This window comes from Bradyrhizobium sp. UFLA05-89 (genome assembly GCF_059803475.1).
The window spans coordinates 1-5,530 of the sequence record NZ_JBANBA010000213.1 but is presented as its reverse complement, the minus strand read 5'-3'; the positions used below and the strand labels follow the sequence as shown (position 1 = coordinate 5,530).

Here is a 5,530-nt window from a genome sequence, read left to right as displayed (position 1 = left end):
AGTTGAGGCCCTCGCCAAAAAATGGGCAGGCAAGCGCGCCAAACGCAGCTAACCCGCGGCCTGCACCGGAGGGTTACGTTTCAAGAACGCTGGAATGCGTTGTTGATGGCTTTCAGCCACACTGTATAGGGCTGAGCCAGCCACCATTTGAGCGGCACGTGGCCATGATATTTGCGGACGATTGCTATGGCCTCGCGGTAGTGCAAGAGCCGCTGGGTATTGGTCTTAGTATCGACGTGGTCGCGATTGAGCGCGACGTATTCGTCGACGAATTCGAGCGGCGCGAAATTCTTGTACAGACGCCACCACAAATCGTAGTCGATCGCCATGCGGAGGCCGTCATCGAGGCCGCCAACGGCCTCCCACGCGCTGCGTCTCACCAAGGTTCCCGGCTGCGAGACAATGCAGCGCAGCGCGAGGCGACGTTCGCTGAACGGCTCGACCCACACCGGCTGCTTTACCTGCGTGGTCTCCACGTAGTTCCACACCTTGCCATAGGCCGCTGGCGCGCCCGGCTGGTGCTCCAACGCATTCACCAGTCGCTTCAGTCCTCCGCTCACAAGCGTATCATCACTATTTAGCCAGCCGACATAGGGCGCGCGGCCAGTGGCGATCCCTTCGTTGATGGCAGCGGCTTGACCGCGATCGGCGTGGCTACGCCACCCGGCAAGTCGGCTTTCGAATGTCTTGATGATATCGAGCGAGCAGTCGGTCGATCCGGCATCGGCAACAAAAACTTCGACCGGTAAACCTTGGTCGAAAATAGAAGTCAGCGCGTCCTTGAGGAAGCGACCCTGATTGTACGACGGGACCGCGATCGTGACGATTGGCGTCGCCATCCTTAGCGTCTCTTGCTCGCCAGGAAGTCGGCGTAGGCGAGGGCAAGCCCGTCGCGAAGCCCGACCTGCGGTCGCCAGCCCAGACTTTTCATGCGCCCCACATCCATCAGCTTGCGGGGCGTGCCGTCCGGCTTGGTGGTGTCAAAAGCGATGCGTCCCTGATAGCCGACGATCTCGCCGATGGTTTTGGCAAGATCCCGTATCGAGATGTCATTGCCGGTGCCGACATTGATGTGCGATAGCATCGGCTGGGTGTTGCGCGCATAGGTTTCGACATTCAGTTCCATGATGTGCAGACAGGCTTCGGCCATGTCGTCCACGTAGAGGAATTCCCGCATCGGAGCGCCCGTGCCCCAGATCAGAACTTCTGCAGCCGCCTTTTGTTTGGCCTCATGAAACCGCCGAATCAGGCCAGGAATGACGTGGCTATTCTCGGAGTGATAGTTGTCTCCTGGGCCATAGAGATTGGTGGGCATCACGCTGCGGTAGTCGGTCCCGTATTGGCGGTTATAGGATTCGCAGATTTTGATGCCGGCGATCTTGGCGATGGCATAGGGCTCGTTGGTTGGCTCCAGCACGCCGGTTAATAGCATGTCTTCCGCCATCGGCTGCGGCGCCAGTCGTGGATAGATGCAGCTTGACCCAAGAAACAACAACTTCTTGACGCCGGCCCGCGACGCTTCATGGACGATGTTAGCTTCGACCATCAGGTTCTCATAGATGAATTCGGCCGGATAGGTATCATTAGCGAGAATGCCGCCGACCTTAGCTGCGGCCAGATATACTTGGTCGATCCGCTCTTTGGCAAAGAACGTTCTTACGTCGGCCTGCTGTACGAGGTCGAGTTCGTTGCGGGTGCGTGTGACAATGTTTGCATATCCATGATGTTGCAGCATGCGCATGATCGCCGAACCGACCATTCCGCGGTGACCAGCAACAAAAATCCTATCGTTCTTGGACATCAGCCTACATTCTCGACGAGCGGATGGGCCGTATCGGACGTGGTTTGGTCCATGCTCGTCCGCTTCGGCGAGCGTATAGCTTCTTCGTAAATCGCAAGCATCGAGGCGGCGCTGCTCTCCCATTCGAAGTGCTTCGCCCGAGCGCGTGCGGCCAGAGCCAGTCGATGCCGTTTGCCCTGATCAGACGCGAGGTCAAGCATGGCTTGCGTCCAGGTCTCCGGATTGTGCGGCGTGAGCAGAAGCGCGGCGTCGCCCGTCACCTCGGGCATCGAGGTCGCATTCGAGGACAATGTTGGCGCTCCGAACTGCATGCCCTCCAGCACCGGCAATCCAAAACCCTCGAACACGGATGGATAAAGGTTGGCATAGCAATTGCGATACAGCCAGATCAACTCGTTGTCAGAGACATAACCGGTTAGGATGACGTGATCGGAAATTCCGAGCTTTGCCAGATATTCCGGAAAATCTTCCATCAGCCAGCCTTTGCCGCCAGCCAACACCAGCGGAATTGGGCGTCCATCGGCCGCAAGATATCGCGCATAGGCCTGGACCAGCAGGCGCTGGTTCTTGCGCGGTTCGATCGTGCCGACGCTCAGCCAGAATTCGCCGGCGCCAAACCGCTTTACTGCCGCGGGTGGCGAACCCTGCTGAGTAGAATCGTCAAAGCGCGAGCAGGGATAGACGACGCGCACGCGATCGCCAGGGAAGTGAGGGAAAAGCCTTAGATAATGCTCGCGAGAATATTCCGAGATCGCCACCACCCAGTCCGCCGCCACCGACGAACGAAAAATGCCGTCGAAGCAGCCGATCCGATTGGCCTCAGTGGTCCAGTTGGGATTCGCCGCAAACCCCATGTCGTAAAGCGTGTAGATCAGCCGACTGGAGGCGATCTGCACCGGCGTCCAAAAATTGTTGGCGTGGATGATATCAGGATGCTCGAGGGCTGTTTCTAGTTCAGGCTGGTTCCAGAAGGCGCGCGCAGTCTCGCGCGTCAGGTGGCGAGGGCCATAGCTCACACGTTGGCCGCAATACGGATTTAACAGCGGCATTTTGGCGTCGAAGAAGAAGTCTCCAAAGCTTGGATAGAGCGCGTAGAGATGCTGCGGAGCGATTGCGAGCATAGCCTTGATCATCGCGTGGCTGAAATACCCGCAGCCCGCTTTTCCGGAGCCCGTCTGGGAAATGTCAAAGCCGATGTTCATGCGACAGCTCTTACAATGTCCGCTCAAGATCCAAGCATCGATGGGTTGCAGTGCCCGCGCCGTGCGGGTCCGCTAGCGACCCCCATCGGTCGATGCCATCGAGAGCTTCAAGATGCGAATTCTCTCCTGTACCATCATATCGATTAGCGCTGAAAAATCGACCTTCGGGCGCCAGCCGAGTTCGGACTGAAGTCTTGAAGGGTCCGCCCGCGTAAAGTGGCTATCGATCTTGCGCAGCAGCAACGGATCGACCTCGACGAATTTAGTCCAGTCGAGACCGCCGATCCTGAAGGCGATTTCGCAGAATTCCGCGATAGAGTGCGCATGTCCGGTTCCAACGACAAAATCCGAGGCCGTGTCGCTTTGCATGATGAGGCGCATCGCTTCGACGAAATCCCCGGCAAAACCAAAATCGCGACGCACGTTGAGGTCGCCGAGATATAGTTTGCCATCGGATAGAATGGGCCTGCCGCGTTCGTCCAGTTCGCGTGTCTCGGTCAGGCCGAGCGAAGCCGCCGCTGCGGCGTGGGCGATCTTCTGCGAGACGAAGGTGAGCGGACGACGCGGACTTTCATGATTGAAAAGTATGCCGCAGGACAAGTGCAACCCGTACTGCTGACGGTAGGCGCCGATGATCTGGTGCGCGTAGGACTTCGAGATTCCATACGGCGACTTCGGATTGGTTCGAGTCTGCTCGTCTTGGAGTTGAGCCTGGCTATCGCCGTAGATCTCCGATGAAGACGCTTGAAACAGCCGCGTTGCCGGCAGTTCGCGGCGAATAAATTCGCAGATGCGGTGCGGGACCAAGCTGTTCAAAAGCGCAGTCTCAATCGGAATATCCCACGACAACGCAGGCCTCGACACCGCCGCGAGATTATAGATTTCGTCAGGCTTCGATACGGACAGCAGGTTATTGAGGAAGGTCTCGTCGGTGAGATCGCCGATGTGCCAGGAAATCCGGTTGATACTGGGATCTACCCGGCGCCTCGAATGAGCGAAAACTTCATAACCGTGCGACAGCAGCAGTTCAATAAGATACCAGCCGTCTTGGCCAGCGCCGCCGGTGACCAGTGCGCGCTTACTCATGTGAACCTCGGACGTCATGCGACCAAGCCATAAGTGACATCACCAAGGTTTTCAAGACGATACTCCCGCCGATCGTCGAATATGCCGCTTTTATCGGAACTCTTGACGATCTAGGTGGGTCGGCGGCGTCCTGAGGGCGAGAACTACTGCGTTTCGTCTTATCCGGCGTCCTGGTGATGATCGCGATCAACCACCACGCTGGCGGTGCTGTCGCATGAGCTGCCAGTGATTGCGTTGCCTAGGCCGATCACGTCGAAGCTGAGTTTCAGCGGGACGATCGGGCGCACACACCACGCAACTCGATCCGGCAACGATTCCATCAGGGAGCCCTGCCTCGCCGCCGCGGGCAAGTCCGTTCTTGACCCTTTGCACGACAACTGGCGGGTGAGAGGCCTCCTGGTGTGGCGACCCGGGTCACAAAGTCGCGGCAAGATCGTAAAGCGGGTTTCGGAACAGGCTGGTGGAGTACCTGTTCCGACTGATCAGCGGCTCCTTCCATTCAAGCGGCTCGAGGCCGAAATACGCCGCGATCAGCCCGTCGCCGCTGAAGCTTTCGTGCACATCATGTTCGGCGAGAATGGTGCCGCCGAAATCCTTCAGCATCGAAAGGCAACGCTGATGGGTCAGAGGATCTCCGCTTATGTGATGGCTGTGCGTCGAGAAGATTCCGAAACGGATGGCGTTGCCGCGAAAAAGTGCCTCGCACGACTTGATGATGGCAGTCTCCGCGCCCTGGGTGTCAACATGAAGAATATCGAGCTTCGAAATCCGGTACTCGCTCAGCAGGCTGTCAACCGAAATTTGGGAAGTTCGAATCTCGCCGGCGGATTCGGTGACGAAGGTCATGGCCGAAACTGGTTCGGCGCCAACGGCAGCCTGTACGAACGTGATCTCCTGATTGTTCAACGTCGCATTGGCGCGCCCGACAGCGATGTGGTTGGGATCGGGTTCGACGACATAGGCATTTCGTTGGTCGCCATGCTGTGACTTAAACCATAAGGAATAGTAAGACCAGAAGCCACCGAGTTCCAGCATGGTAGCGCTGGGTGGCAAATGCTTCAAAATTTCATTAAAGATGACCTCCTCCTGAGGCTCGTGATGTCCGCGAAGCCTCTCGATGATCCCCGTCATCCAGTCGCCGTAATAGCCACCCGCAACCACGCGCACACCGTTATGCATGATTTGCACGGGCGTGCCTTCATTAGAGACGACCTTCCCCGCGTTGGGGACTTTCGGGATCAAATCGCAATCCCGGCAGCTCACGGTCATGTCCGCACGCGTGGTGTTGTCCAGCAATATGGGGGGGATATTGAATTCCAGCATAAGGCCTCCGATTCTCTTAGGTTCGCGCCTAGCCAGGCTCTATTTCGCACAGCTTGGGCGTTCTGTCTTCCGAGCACGAATGAAACGAACAAGAACAATCGCTTGGACTAGTTCACGA

Annotated in this window: 5 protein-coding genes; all 5 read right to left on the bottom strand. The window is 57.6% G+C overall.

Annotation, left to right across the window (positions count from 1 at the left end; all coding sequences use genetic code 11):
- Positions 1-80: 80 nt before the first annotated feature.
- The 5 genes from SO139_RS45340 to SO139_RS45320 all read right to left on the bottom strand — a co-directional run bounded on the left by SO139_RS45340 (position 81) and on the right by SO139_RS45320 (position 5,412).
- On the bottom strand, positions 81-839 hold the full coding sequence (locus tag SO139_RS45340; RefSeq protein WP_498542082.1) for a glycosyltransferase: 759 nt from the start codon (positions 837-839) through the stop codon (positions 81-83).
- A gap of 2 nt (positions 840-841) precedes the next feature.
- A complete protein-coding gene (gene fcl / locus SO139_RS45335) occupies positions 842-1,801 on the bottom strand; it encodes a GDP-L-fucose synthase (RefSeq protein ID WP_498542081.1) in 960 nt (319 codons plus the stop codon).
- The gene (locus SO139_RS45330; RefSeq protein WP_498542080.1) at positions 1,801-3,003 is read right to left on the bottom strand and encodes a glycosyltransferase family 4 protein; all 1,203 of its coding nucleotides are present in this window, start codon (positions 3,001-3,003) and stop codon (positions 1,801-1,803) included. The genes fcl and SO139_RS45330 overlap by 1 nt, the downstream gene beginning before the upstream one ends.
- Positions 3,004-3,075: 72 nt before the next feature.
- Positions 3,076-4,089 (bottom strand): GDP-mannose 4,6-dehydratase, encoded by a 1,014-nt coding sequence (locus SO139_RS45325; RefSeq protein ID WP_498542079.1) that lies wholly within the window; start codon positions 4,087-4,089, stop codon positions 3,076-3,078.
- 414 nt (positions 4,090-4,503) lie between these two features.
- Entirely contained in the window at positions 4,504-5,412 is a 909-nt protein-coding gene (locus SO139_RS45320; protein WP_498542078.1) for an FkbM family methyltransferase, read from the bottom strand.
- Positions 5,413-5,530 lie beyond the last annotated feature (118 nt).

Bases quoted from the DNA above. Each gene is read 5' to 3' on its own strand.
- SO139_RS45340 (WP_498542082.1), bottom strand. From the start codon at position 839: ATGGCGACGCCAATCGTCACGATCGCGGTCCCGTCGTACAATCAGGGT.
- SO139_RS45320 (WP_498542078.1), bottom strand. From the start codon at position 5,412: ATGCTGGAATTCAATATCCCCCCCATATTGCTGGACAACACCACGCGT.
- SO139_RS45325 (WP_498542079.1), bottom strand. From the start codon at position 4,089: ATGAGTAAGCGCGCACTGGTCACCGGCGGCGCTGGCCAAGACGGCTGG.
- SO139_RS45330 (WP_498542080.1), bottom strand. From the start codon at position 3,003: ATGAACATCGGCTTTGACATTTCCCAGACGGGCTCCGGAAAAGCGGGC.
- fcl (WP_498542081.1), bottom strand. From the start codon at position 1,801: ATGTCCAAGAACGATAGGATTTTTGTTGCTGGTCACCGCGGAATGGTC.